The 22,464-nt window shown below is 38.6% G+C and carries 18 protein-coding genes; 7 read left to right on the top strand and 11 right to left on the bottom strand.

Annotation, left to right across the window (positions count from 1 at the left end):
- Window positions 1-36: 36 nt before the first annotated feature.
- Complete coding sequence (locus VXM68_RS14020; RefSeq protein WP_153845555.1) at window positions 37-630, bottom strand: sigma-70 family RNA polymerase sigma factor; 594 nt, start codon at window positions 628-630, stop codon at window positions 37-39.
- 623 nt (window positions 631-1,253) lie between these two features.
- Window positions 1,254-1,802, bottom strand: a complete 549-nt coding sequence (locus tag VXM68_RS14015) for an NAD(P)H-dependent oxidoreductase (RefSeq protein WP_293888400.1) — start codon at window positions 1,800-1,802, stop codon at window positions 1,254-1,256.
- An 86-nt stretch (window positions 1,803-1,888) separates the two neighbouring features.
- On the opposite strand from VXM68_RS14015, the gene VXM68_RS14010 reads away from it, so the two are divergent.
- Window positions 1,889-2,263 carry a helix-turn-helix domain-containing protein gene (locus VXM68_RS14010; RefSeq protein ID WP_293888398.1) on the top strand — a complete coding sequence of 125 codons (375 nt, stop codon included), beginning with the start codon at window positions 1,889-1,891 and terminating at the stop codon, window positions 2,261-2,263.
- Between the two features lie 246 nt (window positions 2,264-2,509).
- Here the strand turns inward: VXM68_RS14010 and VXM68_RS14005 are convergent, their stop codons facing one another.
- Together VXM68_RS14005 and VXM68_RS14000 are read right to left on the bottom strand one after the other, a co-directional pair.
- Window positions 2,510-3,226, bottom strand: coding sequence for an FAD-binding oxidoreductase (locus VXM68_RS14005; protein ID WP_367209058.1), 717 nt, complete (start codon window positions 3,224-3,226; stop codon window positions 2,510-2,512).
- A gap of 75 nt (window positions 3,227-3,301) precedes the next feature.
- Window positions 3,302-4,159: a helix-turn-helix domain-containing protein gene (locus VXM68_RS14000; protein WP_293888394.1), complete on the bottom strand. Its 858-nt coding sequence runs from the start codon at window positions 4,157-4,159 to the stop codon at window positions 3,302-3,304.
- Between the two features lie 369 nt (window positions 4,160-4,528).
- On the opposite strand from VXM68_RS14000, the gene VXM68_RS13995 reads away from it, so the two are divergent.
- From VXM68_RS13995 to VXM68_RS13985, 3 genes are read left to right on the top strand one after another with little or no spacing between them, the layout of a single operon-like run.
- Entirely contained in the window at window positions 4,529-5,614 is a 1,086-nt protein-coding gene (locus VXM68_RS13995; RefSeq protein WP_367209057.1) for a glycosyltransferase family 4 protein, read from the top strand.
- Window positions 5,559-6,671 (top strand): glycosyltransferase, encoded by a 1,113-nt coding sequence (locus VXM68_RS13990; RefSeq protein ID WP_367209055.1) that lies wholly within the window; start codon window positions 5,559-5,561, stop codon window positions 6,669-6,671. Before VXM68_RS13995 ends, VXM68_RS13990 begins: the two co-directional genes overlap by 56 nt.
- Window positions 6,672-6,675: 4 nt before the next feature.
- A complete protein-coding gene (locus tag VXM68_RS13985; protein ID WP_367209054.1) occupies window positions 6,676-7,512 on the top strand; it encodes a glycosyltransferase family 2 protein in 837 nt (278 codons plus the stop codon).
- A gap of 3 nt (window positions 7,513-7,515) precedes the next feature.
- On the opposite strand, the gene VXM68_RS13980 is transcribed toward VXM68_RS13985, so the two are convergent.
- Complete coding sequence (locus VXM68_RS13980) at window positions 7,516-7,962, bottom strand: FAD-dependent oxidoreductase (RefSeq protein WP_367209053.1); 447 nt, start codon at window positions 7,960-7,962, stop codon at window positions 7,516-7,518.
- Between the two features lie 278 nt (window positions 7,963-8,240).
- A complete protein-coding gene (locus VXM68_RS13975; protein WP_367209052.1) occupies window positions 8,241-11,144 on the bottom strand; it encodes a two-component regulator propeller domain-containing protein in 2,904 nt (967 codons plus the stop codon).
- A gap of 178 nt (window positions 11,145-11,322) precedes the next feature.
- Between VXM68_RS13975 and VXM68_RS13970 the strand changes: the two genes are divergently transcribed.
- Genes VXM68_RS13970 through VXM68_RS13960 form a run of 3 tightly spaced genes read left to right on the top strand, consistent with a single transcriptional unit; the run spans window position 11,323 to window position 18,007 of the window.
- Window positions 11,323-14,379: a SusC/RagA family TonB-linked outer membrane protein gene (locus tag VXM68_RS13970; protein WP_367209051.1), complete on the top strand. Its 3,057-nt coding sequence runs from the start codon at window positions 11,323-11,325 to the stop codon at window positions 14,377-14,379.
- A 25-nt stretch (window positions 14,380-14,404) separates the two neighbouring features.
- Window positions 14,405-15,955, top strand: coding sequence for a RagB/SusD family nutrient uptake outer membrane protein (locus VXM68_RS13965; RefSeq protein WP_367209049.1), 1,551 nt, complete (start codon window positions 14,405-14,407; stop codon window positions 15,953-15,955).
- Window positions 15,956-18,007 (top strand): family 16 glycosylhydrolase, encoded by a 2,052-nt coding sequence (locus VXM68_RS13960; protein WP_367209048.1) that lies wholly within the window; start codon window positions 15,956-15,958, stop codon window positions 18,005-18,007.
- Window positions 18,008-18,139: 132 nt separating this feature from the next.
- Here the strand turns inward: VXM68_RS13960 and VXM68_RS13955 are convergent, their stop codons facing one another.
- From VXM68_RS13955 to bla, 5 genes are all read right to left on the bottom strand, one after another.
- Window positions 18,140-19,192 (bottom strand): AI-2E family transporter, encoded by a 1,053-nt coding sequence (locus VXM68_RS13955; protein ID WP_294184374.1) that lies wholly within the window; start codon window positions 19,190-19,192, stop codon window positions 18,140-18,142.
- A 258-nt stretch (window positions 19,193-19,450) separates the two neighbouring features.
- Window positions 19,451-20,185, bottom strand: coding sequence for a hypothetical protein (locus VXM68_RS13950; protein WP_367209047.1), 735 nt, complete (start codon window positions 20,183-20,185; stop codon window positions 19,451-19,453).
- Between the two features lie 140 nt (window positions 20,186-20,325).
- Window positions 20,326-20,724: a response regulator gene (locus VXM68_RS13945; protein WP_294184377.1), complete on the bottom strand. Its 399-nt coding sequence runs from the start codon at window positions 20,722-20,724 to the stop codon at window positions 20,326-20,328.
- 78 nt (window positions 20,725-20,802) lie between these two features.
- Complete coding sequence (locus tag VXM68_RS13940) at window positions 20,803-21,393, bottom strand: Crp/Fnr family transcriptional regulator (protein ID WP_294184379.1); 591 nt, start codon at window positions 21,391-21,393, stop codon at window positions 20,803-20,805.
- 87 nt (window positions 21,394-21,480) lie between these two features.
- On the bottom strand, window positions 21,481-22,428 hold the full coding sequence (gene bla, locus VXM68_RS13935; protein WP_367209046.1) for a class A beta-lactamase, subclass A2: 948 nt from the start codon (window positions 22,426-22,428) through the stop codon (window positions 21,481-21,483).
- Between the last annotated feature and the right edge of the window lie 36 nt (window positions 22,429-22,464).

Raw genomic sequence — 22,464 nt, 5'->3', positions numbered from 1 at the left:
ACAAAGAGAAACACACTATTACTTTTTTTATTTTTTTTATAGCTTAAATAAAAAGGCCGCAAAAAGACTGATTATATACTCATCTCGGTAGTTTTCTTGAATATATTTTTTGATATCTTTGAGTGCACTCACCAATTGATTACTCACAGTAGATACTGAGATGCCCAGTAAATCGGCTATTTCTTTATAACTTTTGTCTTCAAATTTATTGAGGATCAGAATCTCCTTTCGTTTGGGGCTTAAGGAGTCGATTGCATTGGTCAACATCTGTTGTTTATCTTTGAAAAACAGCTTTTCTTCGGTATGATAATACAATTCTATAGCGGAAGCCCATATTTCCAATTGAAGAGCCTTGTCTCTTTGCACTTTTCGAAAAAAATCCATGGCCAAATTATCCGCAATATGATTGAGAAATGAGACAAATCCCTTATTAGGGTCAATCTTTTCACGTTGGAGCCATATTTTGGTAAATACTTCTTGTAAGATTTCTTCTACAATAGTTTGATTTTTCACCAATTTGATCAATCTAACATAGATCTTTGGCGAATAATGGAAATAAATTTCATTAAACGAATTTAGGTCTCCATTTTTAAGTTTTTCCAGTGTAGCAGCTTCTTTAGGAGATTTCATTTGGCAAATTCTGATAATTGGTACGAACGACGAACTTAATATAGTGATAAATTTACTAAATCAAAATCATTGGTACCCCAAATAAAATTTTATAGCCCCTGAGAATTATTTTATAAAGTGAATTGGTAGACATTTCGTTGCTTGCCTAACCATTCTATTTAGTGATAGACTGCCATTATCATCCAATTTATCGGACAAATCCAGTAGACTTTTCCGTTCAGGCCTATCGCATTACTATTTTGATTTTTTGGCAGCAGACTACTTTCTATTCTTCTTTAGCATTTCTTCCTGATAGCTTTTAAAATTATAAAAAAATGGCTCGGCTATCTTACCATTGGGTTTTGGTTTCTGCCGGCATTCAATACCTTTAATAGTTCTTATGGAAATGTCTGATTTTCTCAAAGTTTTTCCTGTGTGAGATTAGGCCGTTCTGGTAAAACCGATAATGCAACATTCGATTACCTTTAGCGTTTGTTTAAAAAGTCAGAAATTTAAAAGATTATTATCGTAATATACTCCATATAGGATCGAAAAATGGTCAGCAGAAAATAGCGCGGTGCTCAGACTATTTATTTTTATTCACTCAGTTTTAACAATTCGCCAGAATCCGCGAATAGAAGTCGCTATCTTTCCAACTCTATCAACGTTTGTATCAATTTTTTTGCGTGCAGTCTTGCATTGACTCTTATTTCTTCCTCAGTATAGCCCGCAGCTAGCGAAGTACCATGAAAATAAATCGGCTCAATGTAATTCATTTGGGTATGGTAAGCTGTCTGCTCAAGGTGTTTACAAAATTCATACACACGAAAATGCTGAAAGCCTAAAGCGGTGTAACTTCTTTCTGATGAACCTACTGTAAAACTCGGTATAAAGTTTTTGTCCTTTAGTTTATCTCCTTTTGAACCATAAGCAAATTGATACTCAAATACCCTATCAAACCAGTGCTTTAAAATGGCCGGCATATTGTACCAATAAAACGGGTATTGAAAAATAATGTTCCTATGGCGTAAAAGAGCTTTCTGTTCTTCTCTTACATCAATATCATAATCAGGATATAACGCATAGATATCCCTGATTTCAATATTCATGTTGTTGCTCTTTAGCTCTTCAATAATCGTTTTGTTAGCAAAAGATTTATCATAATTGGGGTGTGCTAAAATTACTAATGACATACTATAATTATTTTAGTAACAAAACTATTTTAAGTAAATTGCATTTGCAATAACTATCAAGATGGATAGGTCGAAATAAATGTAGCATGAAAACAGAATGTACCGGCGATTACGTGACACTTAAAGGGAAAAGTTACCCTTGTACAGTCAGTCTAACAATGGATTTGATGGGTGGAAAATGGAAAGCCGTTATCCTATATCATTTAAAAGATATGCCAAAAAGGTATAATGAGCTTCGGAAAGAAATGCCTACAATTACGGAAATGACATTGAGTCTGCAATTAAAGAAATTGGAAAAAGATGGTTTAGTCACGAAGAGGGTATATGGAGAGAAACCTCCTATAATGACAATTTACAGCCTATCCGATTTAGGGAAAAGCCTTCTTCCAGTTCTAGAAGCCATTACGAAATGGGGTAACGAAGTAGTAAGTGAAAATGGTGAGTTTATAAAAGTCTCATAACAACTATACTTTTGCATCGCCCGTATTTACTATCACACTAAGATTCGGCTGTAAATCTATTTTTCGAGAATGATTACCATCAGAACTTACAGCTTGTGTTTGTAACATTAATTTCGCTATACACTTAGTTCTCTACGGTTAGGCAGCTTCATAAGATCAGTTTACTATATAGCGCTGGAGATCATGTGATATTGGCCATGTTGACATTTCTCCATCGTACTCGATAGCAATGCTAAAGTGCTAATGCTATAATCCCTTTTTACCCTCTAGCCAATAGCCATGTAAATAAATGTTACCATTTGATTTCTCTTTAATGATTTTTCGAAACGTTTGAGCCGACTTTACGTTCCCGGTCAACACAAAACTGGCTTCGCGCCAATCCGAGCTATTAATTATCGGTGTTCCGCTTAGCCAGCCCTCTTTACTGAACAAAAAGTTTTTGGGAAATATAAGGCAGTTTTCCAAACCCAATAATTTTGGAACTTCTTTGTTCTCTTCGTCTAATTCAAAAATGAACAGAAATTGTCGTTTATTCTCCTTTAAAACCGGAAGAAAAGAAACAGCAAGTGCTAATGAAGTTTCATCGCCAAAAATCACAAACCTTCGCGCTGTTTTATCATAATACCTACTTATCGCTCTCGGCTTATACATAACTATTTTGTCGCCAACCTTTACGTTCGCCATAAAACTACTTCCGCAACCTTTACCATTCAAATAAATGATGAATTCAAACAAACCCTTTTCAATATCTGAATAAGAAACCGAATATCTTCGCGCTTCTGTATCGTTCACCCTAAAGTCGATAAAGGAGCCGACCGCGAATTGTACGTCTTTTAAATCACCTTTAAAACAAATCTTCTTAACAGATTTTGATAAAAAGACCGTTTCAACAACTTCGATCAAGGGTAGCTTGGGCGTTAAGAACTCTAAAGTATCAAATAACCATTTTGGTGCACTTGGCATAATATTACATTTTGTTTAAGCAAAGTACACGAGATTCGATCGTATAAAAAAGAACAGAAGAGAGTAAGTATGGGATTAATCGTGGTTTTTTCTACGAAATGTCAAAGCGGTAACTCCTGCAACTTTGGTAAATAGTCGCGAAAAATAAGGATAATCATCGTAGCCTAATTCAATTGCAACCTCCTTTACGGATCTATCTGAGTGATAAAGCAGGCGCTTAGCCTCTAAAATAATTCGTTGTTGTATCTGATATGAAACGGATACACCTGTTGCGTTCTTCACGCACTCATTCAGATAAGCAACGGAGATGTTTAATGCTGCGGCATAGTCTGCGGGACGTTTCATGCTCACAAAATTTTGCTCAAGTAAACCCGTGAATGCCTTATGAACTATTTCAAAACGCGAAAGTTTCTCTGCGTCTTTTGTTTGTTTGAGAAATTGCGACATAAATAGGCCAACTAAGGTATTGCAACTGTCTCTTACCTGGCGATCGTATAGTTTGTCATCTCTTCGATCGAATAGCTTTTTACATAAAGAAAAAGCTTCTCGTATAATTGCTAAATCTGTCTTTGAGGATAAGGTTAATGGCTCGACAGGTGTATTCATCTGCAATATTTTCAAATAATCCGCATGTAAGTTTTCATTGGACATGGTCATTATAAAACCACTTAACTGTTTAACTTTCAAAGCCCTGTGTACCTGATTTGGCGATTGATAGATAATAGTAGGCTGATCTATGAAATATTGCTTAAAATCAATTTCGGTATGCGAGATGCCACTTTCCTGCAATACGAAAAGGTGATAATCGTGTCGATGTGCATAATTGAATTCTTTACTTCCTGGAATTTCCGACTCCATATTAATGACAGCTATGCCATTACCGTAATCTCGGCCCCAGGTTCTAATAGGAATAGATACCGTCCGTTTGCGCATAGATTTTAAACTATTATTAAATACAAATGTAACAATAAATGCCTACAACGAAATCAACTGCGATAGTTATTGACGGCAATAGATAGGATAATCTCGAGTCTTATAAAATTAATGTAAAAATACCTAAAGCGTAAAAAAAGATATAACAACAGCTAACAGTCTTTGTTTCTAATTATCAAAATACAAATATTGACCTTACAACCGACTAACTAAACTACAGACAACCCTATATTGCATCGCAATATTAACCATGTAAGCAACTGGCCCGGGATAGTCCAAAAATAATTTTAAATAGTGGTGAACCAATTTCTCTTGGCCGTGTTCTAATCAGCATGGTGATGTCGCCAGCATATATACATTCAATATATTATGAAAATAGCAGTGCTTGCTCATTTAAAACATCCCATCCGCAAACCATTTATGGGCGGACTGGAAGCCTTTACATACGAAGTAACTAAACTTTTGTTGCAAAGGGGCCATGAGGTTACCTTGTTTGCGAGTGAGCATTCGGATCCTAATCTAAATGTACATTCTATCCTTAGCGATGTTGATTATGATATGGAAACATTGAGCAGATTTCGCTCTCACGAGTTAAGTGAGGATTTTATCTCTACGCATCACGCTTATCTGGAACTGATGCAGGAGATAGACCAATATGATTTTGATGTGGTGTTTAACAATAGCCTAAATTATGTACCGATTACAATGGCAACCCTTATGCAAACGCCAATGGTAACCGTATTGCATACTCCTCCTATCTTTGAGATGAAAAGGGCTATTTTGGCAGCAAATCGCTACAAAAAGCTAACGTATGTCTCTGTGTCGGAAACAAATGCTTCTTCGTGGGAGCCTTATATCACCGAATGCAAGGTTATACAAAATGGTATCAATCTGGATAAATGGATATTTACAGCTAAAAATGCCGGAAATTATGTCTTATGGTTCGGTAGAATTCATCCTGATAAAGGAACCCATTTTGCAATCGCAGCAGCAAAATTAGCCGGAAGGCCTATCAAAATAGCGGGTTCAGTCGCCGACAAGCACTATTTTGAAACTTTTGTTAAGCCGCTTCTGGATGAAAGCGCTGAGTGGGTAGAGCACTGTACACACGAAGAACTTAATGAACTTATTGGGAATGCAGCAGTAAGTGTTATTACGCCTTGTTGGGAAGAACCTTTCGGTTTGGTTGTCGCCGAAAGCTTAGCTTGCGGAACACCAGTTGCGGGTTTCGCGAGAGGAGCACTGCCAAAGATTGTAAATAACGAAACGGGATGTCTTACCGCATCGTGCTCGGTGGTTGAATTGGCAAAATGCATAAACGATGCGGCGCAGCTTAGTAGAAAAGCTTGTCGAGCACATGCTGAGTCAGCTTTGGATATTAAAGAAATGGTATCCTCCTATGAAAATGTATTTGCCCAAGTCATCGAAAATTGCGAAAGTAAGTATGCCCTATAAGTACGCTTTTTATATCCATCACCACGGGGCGGGTCATTTGACGAGAGCCTTAGCCATAGCAGAGCAACTTCCCCATAACGAAGTGGTATTTTTTGGTAGTTCATTGGCAACTTATAAAGATCTATTACCGGAAGATATCTTAACAATCGAATTGCCATTTGACACGCCTACTGATAGCGATCGGGATTGGACAAGTAGTGAGTTGAATTTTTTACATTATGCCCCTCTTAATGTGAAGGGAATAGTGGAGAGAAACAATCGTATAATAAATTTTTTCGCAAAAAATAACCATTGCCTACTTATTGTTGATGTGTCTGTCGAGATCGCATTACTAGCCCGTCTCTGTGGGATACCAACCGTAGTGGTGAGGCAGCACGGTGACCGGTCTGATACTCCGCACATACTGGCCTATGAAAGCGCATCTCTTCTGCTGGCACCCTACGTAAAATCAATGGCGCAGCCTATCGAAAAGGAGTTTATACAAAAGACATTTTATTCAGGTGGGTTCTCTAAATATAGCGGAATGTCAATTGAAGAGCATTCGAGTTCGGAAGATCAGATAGCTATTTTCTTTGGCCAGGGTGGCACATGTTTTGACCTGCCGCTTATTGCTCAAATTAGGAGGGATCTACCGCAAACATTCAATTTACATATACTTGGTACCATACAAAATTATCAGGCTATTGATGGAGTGAGTTATTATGGCAATTCAAAGAATGCATACCCTATACTTAAAAATTGCGGGATCGTAATTAGCAATGCTGGGCATAACTGCATAATGGAATTGGGTGATTTAAGGAAAAAGATTATTTGTATACCTGCAGAAAGGCCTTTTGAAGAACAAAAAATAAAGGCCAAAATATTGGAAAATGCAGGAGTAGCCAAGGTGGTAGAAGAGAAAGATTTACATCAGGCAAACTGGTTACATATCATTGAAAAGACAAAAAAATTGAAGATCGAAGGCTGGGAAAAATTGATGAACCCAAAAGCGACTTCTGAAATTGCAACACAGCTTAAGAAACTGCACTCACAATTATTTAAAACATTATCGAATTAGAAATATGTGCTCCACTGCTCCGGTCTCCGTATTGACAATTGTACATAAACGCCATCATGCGCTGATAAACCTGCTTAACGGACTCGCTAAAAATTCTATCTTACCGGCAGAAATAGTGATCGTGTTTATCAATGAACGTGCATACCCATTTGAAGATGATGAATATCCCTTTAGAATAAACACCGTAGAAATGGAAACAGAAGGGGATCTAAATTTGGGCGAAGCAAGGAATATGGCCATAAAAAGTTCTAGCTCTTCCTTTAATATCTTCTTAGACGTAGACTGCATTCCTGCGCAAAATTTAATCGAACAGTATCTGCCCTACTCGAATAAAAAGAATGCTTTACTAAGCGGTAGGGTTAGGTATTTGAAAAAAGGCTTTGCAGATAAGCCTGACTGGATGTCGCAATTAATGAAAAACAGCAGGTCCGACCCTGTCAGGAAAGAGTTAAATCAATTTAGTTACGAACTATTCTGGTCACTCAATTTTGGGTGTAGCAAAGATACTTTCAATAAAATTGGTGGATTCGATCAAAACTATATTGGATATGGCGCTGAAGATACAGATTTTGGCTTCAGCGCAAGGAAAAATAGTATAGCTCATATTACAATCGATGCATTGGCGTATCACCAGTATCACCCAAGTTATAGTCCACCTTTAAACCACTTTAAATCCATTGTCAACAACGCTACTCAATTTTTTCAAAAGTGGGGAGTCTGGCCCATGATGGGATGGCTAAATAAATTTAGTGAAAGCGGCCTTATAATTTTTAAAGATAATGAGATTATCATTATTCGTGAACCATCAAATCAAGAAATTGTGGCCAGTCTAACGGAATAGAAACTATTTAAACATACGAAGTAATTTAATAATCCTATTTTCGCTGTGTAATATTTCAGTATTTTTCAACGTATCGCTAATTACCAATGAAACTCTTTCCTGTATTTTTTTTTCATAATGTGCAATGGCAGTTTGAATGTCGGGAAAGCCATCGTTTGTTAAATTTTCTGCTAATTCAAAAGCGTCTTGCATTGCTTGGTTTACTCCCTCACCGGCGTATGGTGGCATACGATGCGACGCATCGCTAAGCAATGTCAAGTTAGGTAATGTCGGCCAAGTTTGGTGTAATGGAAAATGGTATTGTGGACGTGGGATACACCAAATTTCATTACTTGAAAAAAGTTCCTGCCTTTGCGTACTCCATGGCGAGAAAGCGATTTTAAACCACTCGAAAACCTGTTGTTTATCGTTAAAGTCAATACCGCAGTCCTGCACCCAATTTTCAGACACTTTACAACCGGTATAAAATGATAAACTTTCCTCTCCCTTTGCACTTAAAATAATGGATTGTTAAATTCTAAATGCAAAGACTTTCAACAAATTCCGTTAATGGGCTGTTAGGTTTTACTACTCGATATTGTAATTAATTTTTCATAGTTACATTCAGTTGATACGTTAACTTTCCTTCCTAATTTTGCCTCCACACATGAAGTTGTTAAAGATAACAAAACAGATACGTATTGATTAATAAGATATAATCGCGTTTTGAAATAAGATAATGTCTCAAATTAAATTGTATTTAAATATTCATTTAAAGACAACTCCGTTTCGATCTGCAATTTTTTGCGTAGTCTATACCGATGAATTTCTACTCCCCTAACGGTAATATTCTGCAGCTGAGCGATCTGTTTGGATGTAAAATACAATTTTAAATACGCGCATACTTTGAGATCATTTCGAGATAATGTTGGATGCTTTGCCTTCAAATTGTTTAAAAATCCGTCGTTAAGTTCATCAAAATGACTCGCGAATTGGTTCCAGTTTGCACTATTCTTTTCAATATCCTTCAATAACATGTTAATACGTTTCAAATTAGCGTCTTCGTGATCGCCAGTATCAAGCTTTGCGAGTTCATCCTTAACTTTAATTAATGCACCCGAATTTTCAAGCAACTGCATGCTAGTACTCGCTAGTTCTTTTGTTTTGGACATCACTTCATGTGCTAATTTCTCGTTATTCAACTTCATGATTTCTTTCTCATTTTTCTCAATTTCCAGCTGATGGATATAACGGAGTTGCGCCAACTGTTGCTCATGTTTCAGCTGCTGTTTGTGTCTCTCTATTTTACGCAAATGAATCAAGGCAAACACAGCGAGTATAGCCAATAGAAAATAAGCAATTTTGGCTAATAGGGTCTTATACCATGGGGGTAAAACGATAAATCGGTATTCGGCCACATCGGATTGCTGGTTTAAATTATTCTTTACTTTCAGAAGAAACGTGTACTGTCCATCCGGCAGATTGGTATAGGCTTTTTCAGACTGGGGGTTCCATGAAGACCATTCGTCATCATAACCCAATAATTTATAACTGAATTCAAGATGCTGATTTATCCCATAACTTGGTGAGGAAAAGCTAAATCGGAAAGAGTTAAAAATGGAAGGTAACCTTAGGACGTTGCCTTTATTAGCATTGAGTGGATCCTCTTTTGACTCAAAGGCATTTGAAAGAAAACCTGCATAAATAAGACTATCCCTTTTTCCTGTTGCAATAATTTGAGATAACATGGCTACAGGCCTTACACTATGTTTCAAATACTTATCATAATTGATATGAATTGCCCCTTTCTCTGCTCCTATATAGATATTGTATTGGTCAATAGTATAAATATGTTCAAATCCTGTGGTGTTCATCCCTTCTATCTCAGGAAAATTAATAAGATGATAGGTTCCAAGCTTGGAATCAAATCGCCCTACCCCAACCATTTTCCTTGTACAAAACCAGATATTTCCTTGCTGGTCATCTTTTAGATAACGTATGGTCAAGTCTTTAAAGGCTGCGAACTGTTCTGCAGGCAAAAAACGATTTATCTTATAATCATAGCGATAAAGCCCTTTCTCCGTCGCAAAGACAATCTGATTTTTTATTTTAAATACGTAATTCTGATAATCGGCAGGTAGCCCATCTTTATGATTGCAGAGTTTGGCCTGATACGATTTCTTATCGTCCGACAGCGTAATCCGGTAAATACCCCGATACGGGTGAGATGCCCAGATAGTCCCTTTTTCATCTTGTTCGAGAAATCGGAAAGAATCAGAAGGTCCATCTAGCGGGCCTTTTATCGAGAATAAGCCTTGATTAAAATCAAGCAACTCGAGGCCATTATAGGTTCCTATTAAACTTTCTTTTACCGGATAAACCATACTAAGGGGAAGCAACTTCCAAGTTCCTATCCCCTGCCGAACTGGCTTGAGGGAATGATCCGTAATCTGGAATAAACCTTTGTTGTGTCCAAGTAGTAATTGACCATTAAGTTGTTCAAGGCGCCATGCTTCGCCACCATCGCTACCCGGAAGGAGGAAAAAAAAAGCTGGTGAACGGCTTTGATCGGTCAATCCTTCTTTTATTCTAGCATAATAAACTCCGTTCGAGGAGGAAAGATAAAGTTTATTATTGAAGAGGAGTGTAGAATATCCCGTCACATCATTCTCCATATTGGGACGGAGATAGCGAATGGCACTTCCATAGCTGATCACAGAGATGACATTGTCTGTACCCACCCATATATTCTTCTGTCTGTCCACAAAGACGGAAGTTACATTTCTATTTTGCAAACCTTCCCTGACACCGATATTTTGAATTGTTTTGCCATTTAGGCTACGGATCTGGCAACCTTCTTTGGCATTACCGACAACGAAGGTTGAGTCATCTATTTTCCCTATAGACGGTGTATAGCTGCCGTCGCCACCCTGCGTACGTAGTATTGTCAGTTTCTGGTTCTGTAAGCTGTAAGTTTCGTTATTTAAAGTAGACAGCCACAAACGGCCTTTGCCAAGGGAGAGCATGGATGCGATCTTCACATCTTTAAAGGGTAAGTCTTTTACGTAGGGATTCCATTTATTGTCGCTAAACTCCAACAAACCATTGCTTTTATCCTGTGCATAAAGTATGCCGTCCGACTGCCCCATATAATACCACTCATCCGCCGCCGGATGTACTTGAATCTTTTGTCCTTTCAATTCAAATATCGCATTGGTACCGCGAAAAAAAACAGATTGCCCGACGCCAACCGTATTCCAGATATCTGCAAAATTCCGATATCCTTCTGGAACAAGATCGTGTAAGGAATGATAAACGAGGCCAAATTGCGGCGAACGCTCAAAATAGCCAAAATCACCCTGTCCGCCAACATAAATTCGATCTTCATCATCAATCCAGATAGAACGGATGTTGGTATGATTGGGGAGGGAAAATGTTTTCCAATATCGTCCATCAAAGGTCAGTAGCCCTTCACTGTTACCAAAGTACATGATGCCCTGGCTATCTTGTTTTATATCCCAAGTGCGACTCCCCCCTTGATAGACCGATTTACCATAGTTATAAACCAAAGGTAAGCCAAGTAACTCCTGCGCGGATAGCCTTTTTGAAAAAACAGAAAACAATATAAAAAACAGAATGGCAAAACACCTCATAATAATTCCTTTCAATTGGCTGACGTAAACTTGACGTACCCCAAATATATTGAATTGCCGCCGAAAAAACCAACATGATGTAGTGTTGTTGTACCCCTAAAACTCGACAATAAGCTGCTTAAGCCTAATTTTGATTCTTGATAATTATAAACAATTCCTAAATTTCAATTCATTACACATGAAAAATAATATCAGTATTATTGCCAGTACTGTACTGTTCTCTTGCCTATCCACTATAGTAAGTGCGCAGACTAAAACAGTGACTGGACGGATTACAAACGAAAAAGGTGCTCCTATCTCGGCAAGCATTACTGTGCAAGGAAATGCAAAGATTGGGACAAGCAGCAATGAAAACGGGGAATTTTCACTCGCTATTCCTACAAACGTCAAATACCTCATCATCTCATCATTAGGATATGAGGCGAAGACAGTACCCATAAATGGAGATATCTTAACGATTCAGCTCATGCAAAACAACAGTGACTTCAATCTAGATGAAGTGGTAGTTGTAGGCTACGGTACGCAACGAAAGGGCGACCTCACAGCGCCCATAGGAACAGTAAATATGGAAGAAATGGCCAAACGTACTGTTTCCAACCCAATGGATGCAATACAAGGCGCTGTTGCTGGTGTGCAAATCGTAAGTTCGGGCGCGCCCGGATCTTCGCCCGCTGTTCGTGTACGTGGCGTTGGCTCTTTTAATAATGAAAGTCCTCTATATGTGGTGGATGGCATGTTCATGGACAATATCGATTTCCTCAATCCAAATGATATTGCCGACATTTCGGTTTTAAAGGATGCTTCTGGCGCAGCAATCTATGGAGTACGTGCCGCAAATGGTGTCATTTTGGTGACCACCAAAAAAGGAAGTTTAAATATGAAAGGGAAAGTTACATATAATGGCTTCGCTGGTTTCCAAGCCCCAACACATGTTTTGAAAATGGCTAATGCAAAGCAATATGCGGAATATGCAACAGCCATTGGAAATGAGGCCTTCGTAAAAAGTTCGGTGGAAAAATATGGTGGGACAACGACCAACCCGGCGATGGATACCGATTGGTTCAAAGAGCTCTTGCGCTCCAAGGCTCTGATCACCAATCATAACCTGGATATTATGGGTGGATCTGATAAAATTACCTATTCCATGGGGCTCAATTATGTCAAACAGGATGGCATCATGGATGCCAGCAATATGAATCAAAAATATAATATCCGCTTACAAACTGATGCCAAAGTAACAGATTGGCTGAAAGCGGGTTTTAGCGCACACATCAATAACTTTAAAACCTACTCGCCTAATAATGCTGCTTTTAGACAAGCCTATTTCGCATCGCCACTCTACCCTGTTTATGACCAATCATTGGAACTGTCCAAACCGGAAAAATTTGGATCAAGTACCGCCATCGGTATGCAATCGGGATTTTGGTATAACAATCCGGTAGCTACAGCTTTTTATAATACGAATCAGACAAAGGGGTTCCAGATTCTTCCGACGATCTATCTCGAGGCAACATTATGGAAAGACAAGATCACTGTTCGTTCGCAGCTTAGCCAGAGGTATCAGTCCACACATAATATAAACTATAATCCTGTTTACTACATTGACAATGATCAGCGCAATGACCGCTCCTTTTTACGTTCAGCGCAAGCACGCAACACCAACTATATTTTGGACAATCTCCTAACGTATAAAGATCAGGCGGGTAAACATCACTGGTCATTTTTGCTCGGACAATCATCACGTGAGGAACGCTGGCGGGAAACTTGGGTACAAGCCAATGATGTGCCAGAATCGGAGGAGTTTTGGTATGTTGGTGTGGATGCGCAAGGTACGGGTTCGGCCACAGGATATGGAGAGAAGGGATTCCGAAATGCCGGAATATCCTATTTTACCAGAGGCACCTACGATTATGACAACAAATATTTGCTAACAGCAACATTCCGTGCAGACGGCAGCTCAAAATACCAAACGAAATGGGGTTATTTTCCGTCAGTGGGCCTAGGCTGGGTATTGACCAAGGAGAAGTTTATGGAAAATCAAAAACTTTTCAACCAGCTTAAATTGCGTGGAAGCTGGGGTAAATTGGGGAACGATGGTATTCAGCCTAATGCAGGCTATGCTACAGTGTACTCAGGCAATAACTACTCAGGGATATTTGGAAGCGAAGGAACTACCAATGGAACGCGCGTACCTGGATATCGCGTCGGCCGTTTTTTCACCCAAGTGCGCTGGGAAGTTGTGGAAGAATGGGATGGCGGACTTGACTTTGCCTTGCTGAATAATAGTTTGACCGGCGCGGTAGATTATTATCACCGCACTACACATGACCTTGCTTTTAGCCGACCTATCCCCTTTTCGTGGGATCGCGTATATGGCAATTGGGGAAGTGTAACAAACAGTGGTTGGGAAATTGGTCTGCAATGGAAAGACAAAATTGGCGAATTGAGCTATGCGATTGGCGGAAACCTGACTACCCTAAAAAACAGCGTTACGAATCTCGGTGGACTAGAAAGCATAATGAATGGTTATCCAGAATGGTCTGCTGAATTCCCCGCACGTATAGAACTGAATCAACCCATAAACTTTTTCTACGGTTATGAGGTAGCTGGTGTCTATCAAAATCAAGCCGAGATTGATGCAGATCCCATAGCAAAAAGATACAATCAACAGAATCCAAACACACCTATTTTACCTGGATATCTTCAATATAGGGATCAGAACAATAATGGCGAGCTTGATGAAAAAGATCGGGTAAACCTCGGCAATTATCTTCCTACGTTAGCCTACGGATTTAACCTCGCGTTTGATTATAAAAAATTTGATCTAAGTATTGCCTTTCAAGGTGTATCCGGCAACAAGATACATAATCTTAACCGTGCAATGCGCCGAAAATACAATCAGATGAATGTTGATGCCGCATTCGTCGAAAACCTCTGGACTGCAGAAGGAAGCAGTAATACGCACCCATCTGCCAAAGGATCCGTTGCCCCTTGGAATCTTCAGGCAAGTTCATTTTTTGTGGAAAGTGGAGCATACCTACGGATACAAAATATACAATTGGGTTATAATTTTGAACTCAATAAAATACCCGCGCGTGTGTTCGCAACTGCCGACCGCCCTTTTATATTTACAAAATACAATGGTTTTACACCCGAAATAGCTGGAATGGGATTCGATGCCAATGTGTATCCGATTGCTTCTTCCTACAGCCTGGGAGTCAAAGTATCATTCTAATTATTAACCTTTTAATTTAAACTGCATGAAAACTCTTCAATATATCCTAATCGCAAGCTGCTTAGGTCTTTCCTGTAGCCTATCCAGTTGTAGTAAATTTTTGGACAAACCTTTAGAAAACCAGCAGCGATCTGAGGAGATTGATTATAGCAATACCGCCTTAATGTACGGCCCAGTATCTGGTGTATATCGCTCGGCTTCAGACGATAACTTAGTGCATTGGATTGATCTTTCCATTCGCTGTATGCGTGATGACGACTACCAACAGGCCGCACCTAATCCAAATGATAATCCCGAATTAATGGGTATTAAAAATTTTCAAAATGATGTTACCATTCAATCCTACTGGGGCCTAAATCAATCATGGATCAGTTATTATAGCCTCGTCATCGCTGCAAACAATGCTTTGATCGAATTGGATAATTTTGCTGAAAAAATTCCAGTTTCCAATACGGCGGATATAAAACTGAATAAGCAGTACAAAGCCGAAGTCAGGTTTTTAAGAGCATATGCTCACCTGATGGCTTCACGCCTGTTTGGCAATGTACCTATTCTTATTGACAGCGATAACATTGGCCGTTTGGCTACCATCCAGAAAAGTACGGTAGCAGAAGTACGTCAGTTTATAATTGATGAAATGAATGCCTGCTCGGAAGATCTTGAAGATGCCCGTCCAAATCAGTCAAAGCACATTGGGGCGGTAACTAAATATTCTGCCCTTCTTTTGAAAGCGAAAGCCGCTGCAGATTTGGCCGGGAATGATAACGGCAGTGCCCATTGGAATGACGTTCTGGATGCAACAAACAAAATTATTGCGAGCGGTCGATTTTCGCTATACCCAAATTATTACGAGCTTTTTAAAATACCAGGAAAGTTGTCGAACGAGTCTATCTTTGAACTACAATATTCTGATTTTGGATTGGGAACGGGCGACATCGTTCGACCAGGCGTGGATTGGGGTACCTTTTTTAAATGGCAGGGCCCTTCTGGGGATCAAAAAGGAAGTCCAATCTCCGGAGCAGGCTGGGTACCACCTTCTCAAAATATCGTTGATTTCTTAACCAATAGAGGTGAAACGGAACGCTTAAAGACAACGATTTTATATTGTGGCGTAGATGGCAATCCGGCGACTACATCGTTAACTCCAAGTGGTGATGCCGTTTATGGAAATCCATTTGGCGTAAAATATTTCAATGGTAAAGCCTATCTCCCAAAATCGCAGATGACAGCTGGCCGAATGGAATATGGAGCAAACAATAATGTACGTATATTGCGCTATGCGGATGTTCTTTTATTAAATGCCGAAGCGAAGGTCAGGAAGGGACAGAATGGGGATGAGCCTTTTCGTCTGATTCGTGAACGCGCAAAACTAGCACCGATTACAAATGTAAATTTAAATCAGATCTTGGATGAACGTCGAGCGGAATTTGCCTGCGAATGGTGGGGTGAGCGTTTTAATGACCTGGTCCGTACCGAGCGTGCCAAAGAAGTCTTCGGCGCAAAATTTACCCCTGGTGTCAGCGAATACATACCTATTCCGCAAACTCAGATAGATGCAAACCCTAACTTTCGATAGATGATGACAGCAGCAAGACCACTAATATTCATATTGCTAAACGTACTTTTCCTTTCCTATGCATTGGGAAAGGAAGGCAAACCCGTTAAATCGACAATCGTTAAAGATGAAAATGGTTTTACACTAATGCGTAATGGACAGCCTTACTTCATTAAAGGAGCAGGCGGAACAAGCAATCTGGAAAAATTAAAAGCGTATGGAGGCAACTCCATACGCACATGGACACCCCAGCAAGCTGGTGAAATCCTAAATAAAGCACAAACGCTGGGCCTCACGGTAACCTTAGGGCTCGATGTGAAAACAGAGCGCCATGGCTTCAATTACAATAATCCGGCAGCTGTTGCCAAACAAAAAGAATATATTCGCACAATTATCCTGAAATATAAGGATCATCCGGCACTGCTCGCATGGGGAATCGGCAATGAACTCAACCTACATTACAGTAACCCAAAAGTATGGGATGCTGTCAATTCGATCGCCGAGATGATCCATGAATTAGATCCCAATCATCTGGTAACTACCATGCTGGCCGGTGTGAATCAAAAGGAAATTGATTATATTAAAACCAGATGCACAGCACTGGACCTGATCTCTGTACAAGTATATGGTGGCCTTGCCGCTGTTCCTGAGCAATTAAAAAAGACGGGATGGAGTAAACCCTATATTGTGACAGAATGGGGGCCTACAGGCCATTGGGAAGTCCTGCAAACACCTTGGGGAGCTCCTATTGAGGAGACTAGCCACGAGAAAGCGAAAGTTTACAAAAGCCGATACGAAGCCGCTATCGAACAAGATAAAAACTGTCTGGGCTCTTATGTCTTTTTGTGGGGACAAAAACAGGAACGTACACCAACATGGTATGGATTATTTACTGAGCAAGGTGAGGAAAATGAGGTTGTCGATGTTATGCAATACCTTTGGTCGGGCCAATGGCCCCATAATCGGGCCCCGCAGTTAGACTCTCTATTATTGAATCATAAGCATGCAAAAGATTTTATCTACCTAGAATCCGGTAAATCCTATCCTATAGAAGCCTTTGTACATGATCCCAACGGCGACAAATTACAGCTACGTTGGGAGCTTCTCAAGGAAAGCACAGATCTTAAAGAAGGTGGCGACCGTGAAGAACGTCCGCAGGGATTAAGTGGCTTTATAGATGATAACGCAGTTGACAGGACACTCTTGACGGCTCCTCCTCTGGAAGGCGCCTATCGGCTATTTGTCTATGCAAACGATGGAAACAACAAGGTTGCAACAGCCAACATTCCCTTTTTTGTAAAGCCAAATTCAGCTATAGCAAATAAGATAATCTATCATTTTTCGCCGACACCGATATGGGCTGATGAATTTAATTATTCCGGATTGCCCGATAAAAACAAATGGTCTTATGATGTCGGTTCTTTGTACAACGGCTGGGGCAACAATGAGCAGCAGTATTACATGGAGGCATCAGCATCAAATTCCATCGTGGAAAATGGTGTCCTGAAGATTACGGCAAGAAAAGGAAATAAAGATGGCAAAGCCTATACCTCTGCAAGGCTGACCAGCAAGAATAAAGGAGACTTCAGGTATGGTAGATTTGAGGCGCGAGCAAAATTGCCGAGCGGGATTGGTACCTGGCCAGCGATCTGGATGCTTCCCACTGATATGAAATATGGTAATTGGCCCAAGTCGGGCGAAATAGATATACTTGAACATGTCGGATACGATCAGGATATGGTGCATATATCAGTGCATACCAAAGCCTATAACCATAGCATAAACACACAGAAAACGAGTAAAAAAAAGGTGTCTGGTGTTTCTGAGAAATTTCACAACTATCGTGTAGACTGGACACCGACATATATCAAAGGTTTCATTGATGGACAAGAGACCTTTCACTTTGTCAATGAAAAGAGGAGCTTTAAAGAATGGCCATTTGACCAAAAGTTCCATTGGTTACTTAACCTTGCTGTCGGTGGAAACTGGGGCGGCAAAGAGGGCGTAGATGATACAATATTCCCCGCAACGTTCGAAATAGATTATGTCCGTGTATATGGTCTATTGGATTAAAACTCTCCAATCTAAATCTCAAATCGCTCGTCACATCAGCTTGACGAGCGATTTTTTTTGCTCCAGTACCTTGCCTGAATTACCAAAGTTAGTCGATAGCAATAGTACTGCTATAATTATGTGGAGACGGACTTAATATTTAGCAAGTGACTGCTTTTGATCCTGCTTTTTAATATAAAGTTCTTGTACCAACACCATAACAATGACCAATATTGGTGTAGCAAGTATAACACCCCACGCTCCAAGCCAGATCCCGACAAAGACTTGCGAAATGATAATTAACGCCGGGGGCGTTTTAATCAATTCCTGTTGCACCAAGGGTGTAATAAAATTGCTTTCTACCAACTGAACAAAACAATAAAGCACAATCACCCACAAAGCAGCAGATGGGGAATTTGAAAGGGCAACAAGAGCTGCTGGAATAATAGATATAATCGGACCAAAGTTGGGTATGAAACTTAATAGCCCTGCAATAAGAGCTAATACTAGCCACAAATCTATACCCAAAATAGCAAGTCCAATGCTCGTAAGTACAAACACAACAAACATTGAGAATAGCATTCCCTTTAACCAAGACCTGAGATTTTTTACAATTTTTTCTATCAAATTATTGCCTTGAGAACGCATATCGGCTGGAAGAAGCTTTACAATTCCAGTCTTATATTGGTCGGGAGCCGCAGTGAAAAACACTCCAATAAATAGCACAATATAGATATCTCCAAAAACGCCGACTGTACTATTAAAAAATCCACCAAATAATAGTGACGCTTTCTCGACTATTTTAGAAGAAGCTATTTTTTCATAAATCAATTTTATGTTACTATTGCCTTCGATGAAGTTTTTAGTATCTTCAATTAGACTAGGAACTTCTTTGGTAAACTGAACCACCTCCCCTGTTACGCGGGCTCCAATTAGAAAAAAAGTTCCGAATAAAAAGCTGATCGACAAAATGATAGATAGTGGAAGTGACCATTTTGGGTGTATTTTTGTTTTTCGGGCAATTAAACCTGCAAATCCATGAAAGTATATTGCAATGATGGCACCAGCTAAAGTATACAAGAAAACCTGGTTGGCTTTCCAAGATAGCAGGAGGGCGATGACTATCAATGATATGATGCCGGTGGCTATCCATACTCTTGACGCAAATCGATGGTTTATCTGTGGTAAAGGATCTTTATTTTCCAATCTTTTATATTTCTAAAATTAATTTTGCTTTGCTCTTAAATTTGCATCATTAACAATGTAATAATCGCATAGTTTATTCGAATATGTAATATTTCAATGATCAATATTTCAATGCTACTTAATGTAACGCTGGCCTTCATACAAAAGTTTCGATTATTTACAGTATATCTTAAAATAACATGCAACTACCTGATCACGGCTAAAACAAAAGAAAAACCACTCCACATGTCGAATTATTTGGGAAATAACGAGCAATCCTCAATATCGATTCTTATCGGAAAATTTGAAATCCTGCAATCTTGGCAAAGGCCTTATCAAAACTGTCTTCTTTCGTACACTAAGTACTTTGCCTGATCCAAAGTGCTCATCTGTTTCGGTTCTGATTCCACGTATGAGATCAAATTTAGTTTCAGTAAATATCGTGTTTTCGTCAAAATAGCTGTTGGCGATATCACTAGTAAGTTTTTCAACATAAATCAATTCGAAATTACCTCTATTGTATTTGAAGTGATAGGTTATATTTCCACCTTTAATTTCTTGCCACATTTTTAAAATTCCTTTTTCAATAATAAAATCGGGCACTTGAAAACCATTGTACTTTCTTTGGTTTTCGACTGGATATTGCGGTTCAATAGCTTGATCTGAAGTTAATGCTATGGTTAACTTTCCATGATGCCCTGATAGCAAGATTTGTAATCTCAACGGTTGCGAATCATCGGCTGTATCCATATTAACGGTAATTTTATCCATTTTACCGTCATTATTTAAATCCCCAATCTCTTCTCTAATCTGATAAGTGTATTTTTTTTTACTAACAATATTTTGAGAAAATAAGTTTAACGGTACTAACACCAAAATAAATGCAATGAAATGATAAAAGCTATTATTGAAACCACCCCTATTATCTCGGTCTGCGCCATTCGTCAAGTTTAGAATATACGCTTTTGGATCTATTAAATTCATATAAACCTTTACATATTTATTAACATTCATTTTTTGCAAAATTTAATTTCAACCTCTCCGCATTGGACGGTTATATAATCTGGTAGGACACGACCAATCAACAAATACTTCTTTCTAGACTAAGTATAATTATCGTATTTTTTTTTATTGATACTGCCGTAAGGTAGGCATCATTCTGCAAACTCTAAGATACAGAATTTGTATATTTCATCGAAAATTAGCTGAAGAGATTCTTCCCCTTTTTGGTATACCTTCTTCGCACCATTATTATACATCTGGTCCACCATTGGGCTGCTAAACAGGCTACTGTATCCAAAAATTAAAGCATTCGGATTCAGCTCTTTCAGCAGAATAGTAGTTTGAGCTCCGTTCTTAATAGGCATCAAAATGTCAAGAAAATATACACTTGGTTTGAGATCCATTTGATCGGTTGCCAAAATTAAATCGCTCCCGTTATTAAAAACGCCAAGAAGATGGAAACGTGGATCCCTTTTTAAAATAATAGAAATGAGCTTTCTATGAATTGGCGAATCATCTGCCACTGCGATACCAATACTGTTTTCAGTCATTTTACAAATCATGAAGCAAATTAACATCACAATAGCGTTAAAAAAATGCACAAAATTGTGCATTTTATAGTATACTAGTTATAAAATTGATATAACATTGTTGAACGTATTTCGATGTATTCCAAGATATGATGCGATATGACCATAAGGAAATAATTTAAATACTTCGGGCGCATGAAATTTTAGTAGTTTTATTTTATCTGCTGCATTTTTTGATTGTAGAATCTCGATATTTTTCAAGGCGGTGACGAAATTTGGTTGAATAATCATTAGTTCTAATTGATAAAATCTTGGAAATTGCTCATACAGACGTTTAACTGCTGGAATATCCAGCATCAATAGCAAACAGTCATCCTGTACCCGATAATCTTTCTTAGATGGTCGATCCTGAAGGTAATCTTCAAAATTAAAAATTATTTCTCCCAGAGATGAAGGATAATGCAAACTGGTAATACGGGTGGAACCATCCGGCTGTAGGATACTTGAATATACAGCGCCCTCAATAATTAAAGCGATTGTAGTGACGCGTTCGCCATATGAAAAAATAATTTCTTTTCGACGAAATCTTTTAAAGATTAAAATCTTGTTAAGTTCAAAAAGTTCCTCCTCATTCAAATTAAAATGAGAAAATTTATCGATAACATATTGGCTTACAGCTGATTTTTTCATTTCTTAGCACAAGAATAACATCCATCTATTTCCTAGCCATTCTCCTAAAAATAGGTTTAATTTAACATTAATTTCGTACACTCCAATTTATTTCTCCCAATAGAAATCCCAAGTCGCCTTTGATATAGCTGAAATCATTTGTGCATTAACTTCATTGCTCTCTTTAGAATCCGCCACAAAAACACTGATAATAAAATACTTACCATTAGGCAGAAACACTATTCCGATATCGTTAAAAGCGGCAGTAATTCCTTCGCTGTTTTTGCCAGAATATCCTGTCTTGTGCGCTACTACCGTTCCTTTTGGTAAAGCTCCCTTCAGTCTGTCTTCACCAGTATTTGTTTCTCTCAAAGTTTTCCAAATAAAATCATAACTCTGCTGGGATAGTAGATTATTTCCATTAGTATAGAATTTCATCAAAAGCTCACTTGCAGCGTTAGCTGTTGTCCAATTTTGAAACATATTTTCCCATTTAGACTGCATTTCCTCTTCGGTATAGTTAATTTCAAAATTATTAATAATATGGTTTTTCTTGAAATAGTCCTCTACAGTTTTTGGTTCGCCTAACAAGCGAATTAGCACATCACAAGCCACATTATCGCTTTGAGAAACAGAATATTGAATTAGTTTTTTTATTGTAAAATCTCCCCCTTTTGGATGTTCGTCTCTAAGCGGGCTCCAAAAGTCAGGGAGAAGTTCCTTTTCAGTGACTTTTATCTTTTTGTTTAATGACAACTTACCTTTGTCTATTTCTGAGAGCACTGCGAGAGCAATATGCAGTTTAAAAACACTTTGTAAAGGATAATGCCCTTCAGCGTTTATTGAAATGCTATCCTGACCATTATTTGCTAAAATTGAAACGCCCACCCTCATATCCTTCGTTGAAATTATTCGTTCAATTTTCTCTTTTAATGGAGCAGTTGTTTTCTGCGCAAAAAGCTGATTCAAATTAGTACATAAAAGAAAAATAGCTATAAAAAAATAACACTTAATATCCTTTTTAGATGTTAAAAGGTGTAGATACGAAGTATGCATTGCCCGAGATTATTAGTTGTCTTACCTGGATTCAGC

It is taken from the genome of Sphingobacterium sp. R2 (assembly GCF_040760075.1).
GTDB lineage: Bacteria > Bacteroidota > Bacteroidia > Sphingobacteriales > Sphingobacteriaceae > Sphingobacterium.
Note: the sequence above shows the minus strand (reverse complement) of the source record. Positions and strands in the feature narration are given on the sequence as shown.

Bases quoted from the DNA above. Each gene is read 5' to 3' on its own strand.
- VXM68_RS14010 (WP_293888398.1), top strand. From the start codon at position 1,889: ATGAAAACAGAATGTACCGGCGATTACGTGACACTTAAAGGGAAAAGT.
- bla (WP_367209046.1), bottom strand. From the start codon at position 22,428: ATGCATACTTCGTATCTACACCTTTTAACATCTAAAAAGGATATTAAG.
- VXM68_RS13970 (WP_367209051.1), top strand. From the start codon at position 11,323: ATGAAAAATAATATCAGTATTATTGCCAGTACTGTACTGTTCTCTTGC.
- VXM68_RS13960 (WP_367209048.1), top strand. From the start codon at position 15,956: ATGATGACAGCAGCAAGACCACTAATATTCATATTGCTAAACGTACTT.
- VXM68_RS13965 (WP_367209049.1), top strand. From the start codon at position 14,405: ATGAAAACTCTTCAATATATCCTAATCGCAAGCTGCTTAGGTCTTTCC.
- VXM68_RS13945 (WP_294184377.1), bottom strand. From the start codon at position 20,724: ATGACTGAAAACAGTATTGGTATCGCAGTGGCAGATGATTCGCCAATT.
- VXM68_RS13985 (WP_367209054.1), top strand. From the start codon at position 6,676: ATGTGCTCCACTGCTCCGGTCTCCGTATTGACAATTGTACATAAACGC.
- VXM68_RS14015 (WP_293888400.1), bottom strand. From the start codon at position 1,802: ATGTCATTAGTAATTTTAGCACACCCCAATTATGATAAATCTTTTGCT.
- VXM68_RS13975 (WP_367209052.1), bottom strand. From the start codon at position 11,144: ATGAGGTGTTTTGCCATTCTGTTTTTTATATTGTTTTCTGTTTTTTCA.
- VXM68_RS14020 (WP_153845555.1), bottom strand. From the start codon at position 630: ATGAAATCTCCTAAAGAAGCTGCTACACTGGAAAAACTTAAAAATGGA.
- VXM68_RS13990 (WP_367209055.1), top strand. From the start codon at position 5,559: ATGAAAATGTATTTGCCCAAGTCATCGAAAATTGCGAAAGTAAGTATG.
- VXM68_RS13940 (WP_294184379.1), bottom strand. From the start codon at position 21,393: ATGAAAAAATCAGCTGTAAGCCAATATGTTATCGATAAATTTTCTCAT.
- VXM68_RS13995 (WP_367209057.1), top strand. From the start codon at position 4,529: ATGAAAATAGCAGTGCTTGCTCATTTAAAACATCCCATCCGCAAACCA.
- VXM68_RS14005 (WP_367209058.1), bottom strand. From the start codon at position 3,226: ATGCCAAGTGCACCAAAATGGTTATTTGATACTTTAGAGTTCTTAACG.
- VXM68_RS13950 (WP_367209047.1), bottom strand. From the start codon at position 20,185: ATGAATGTTAATAAATATGTAAAGGTTTATATGAATTTAATAGATCCA.
- VXM68_RS14000 (WP_293888394.1), bottom strand. From the start codon at position 4,159: ATGCGCAAACGGACGGTATCTATTCCTATTAGAACCTGGGGCCGAGAT.